Origin of the sequence: Streptomyces sp. NPDC086077 (assembly GCF_040686175.1) — a bacterium.
GTDB lineage: Bacteria > Actinomycetota > Actinomycetes > Streptomycetales > Streptomycetaceae > Streptomyces.
In genome coordinates, this window is sequence record NZ_JBFBJT010000309.1 from 1 (window position 1) to 1,902 (window position 1,902).

Sequence of the window (1,902 nt, forward strand, 5' to 3'; positions counted from 1 at the left end):
CAGCGCCCCGCAAGCACCGGCACCGCTGTCAATGGATCCACAACACCCCAGCTCAAGCCACCCTCACCACACCAACTACGAACCCCGGAATCACAACAGTGCAGGGATCTGCACTACCGTGCGTCCGTCCCCGAGGCGCCCGGCCGCCGGGCGTACCAGGCGCTACGGCGCGGACAGACAGGAGGGCAAACAGCCGATGAGGCTCGCCGGTGCCGCGGTGCGGCGAATCTGGGCGGTCGAACTGCGTCCACGGGCTGGTGGGCCGAGCCTGGTCTGCGCCCACTGCACCACCCGTACGGCTCCGCTCGAGGCCGCAGCTGCACGGTCCGCCGCCCTGGCTCACCTGGCCTGCCACGCGCGGGCCAGCACGCTGCCCGGCCATCTACGCACATGCCAGTGCCGGGCGCACGGCTGCAGTTGGCACCCACGCCACCGCGGGTGCGCCGGCCCTGTCCTGCTGGCCCTCACCCGCGCGCACGGCGGCCGCACCTGGCGACTGGCGGACGCGTGCGCGGCCTGCGCGGCCGCGACCAGCGACACCGCCGTCGTCCCTGACACACTGCTCAGCCGGCCGCAGCCTTCCCCGACCGCGCGTGCACACCCTCGCGGCCCACGCCCGCAGGGGGCCGACGAGCGCAGGCGGGCGCGGGAGACACTCACCTACCTCGCCACCGCGCTGCCCCGGTTCACCTCCCCCGCCGCCCGCATGCTCGCCCTGCAATGCACCCTGCGCGCCGACGCACATGGCCGCGCCTGCCTTCCCGCAGGCCTGCTGCGCGCCATGCGGCTGCACGGACGCGCGGAGGTGTGGGGAGAACTGGCCCACGGGGCCTGGCTGCAGCCCCCCGACCTCAGGTCGGCTCTGGTGAAGGTGCAGCTCCTCGACGCCACGGTCCAGGACCAGATCCCCGGCCGGAGCGCGCGCCGCCGTGCCGCGCACTGGGCACTGAAGCCTGCGCCGTTGACGCTGCCCTCTGCAGCACCTCCCGCACTGCGGCTGATGACCCTCATCCTGGCCGCGCACACCTGCGACCGCACCGTGCACTGCGCCGAGATGGACGTGCTGGCCCACCTGTGCGGCCACTCCCCCCACCAAACCGCAGAACTGCTCGACCGGCTCGTGGCGACCCGCACACTGTCGGTCTGGCACCACGACCGGGCCATGGACGAGGTGACCTGGCAGCTGCCTCACGTCTCCTCAAGCCCGGCCCCCGGCGTGGCACCGGCATCCGTCGCAGCGCAGGGTTTCAGCTGGGACGGCGGACGTCGGCCAAAGCACGCCCAGTCGGCTGCGCCGAAGCCGCACCCGGTGACCGGGACCGGGACCACGACAAGTACCGCCTCATTTAGGACCTCGGCGTGAAGCCGATCTTCGCCAAGCCAGAGCGGAGATAGCGGAAAGAAGCCCGCGCGAACTCCTGAGTGTGGGCTGAGCAGCCTTGCAAAGCAGGCCGTAGGTTTGAGGCTGGTGGAGCGCCGTCAGCGAAGCGAACCTATTATCCCTATATGGGTAACTATAAGCCTGATGGGTGCCGGCCTCCTTACCGAGGGTGACGGCGGAGCGTCGTTTACCCACAGGCTCGGAGGCTGCGTGGCATGCTCGCCGCGGTTAGCCAAATGGGACAGAGGCTCGGGTGAGGCTGGCTTTAGCCAGTGAGGTCCTGATGTACGAGTTGCAGTCGTTGCGCAGCGGTTCAAAAGCCGTTCTCGCCGGGACTGCCTGGCGCAGGGCACGGGGTTGCAGTGACGCGGGTGCCTGAGTTGACTGGGCGGTTGGTGCAGGCGGACCGGTGGGCGGGGGCGGTCTGGGCGCAGATCGATGTGGGGCTGAGCATCAGCGCGGAGGTGGCCCGTGGGCGCTTCGGCCATGCACGCCATGCCGCCGCTCCTGCCGCGAGAGTC

Annotated in this window: 1 protein-coding gene; it reads left to right on the plus strand. The window is 70.8% G+C overall.

Annotated features, from left to right (window positions below; genetic code table 11):
• The first annotated feature begins 706 nt into the window (after positions 1-706).
• Positions 707-1,363, plus strand: a complete 657-nt coding sequence (locus AB0O67_RS37260) for a hypothetical protein (protein WP_365460534.1) — start codon at positions 707-709, stop codon at positions 1,361-1,363.
• The last annotated feature ends 539 nt before the right edge of the window (positions 1,364-1,902 follow it).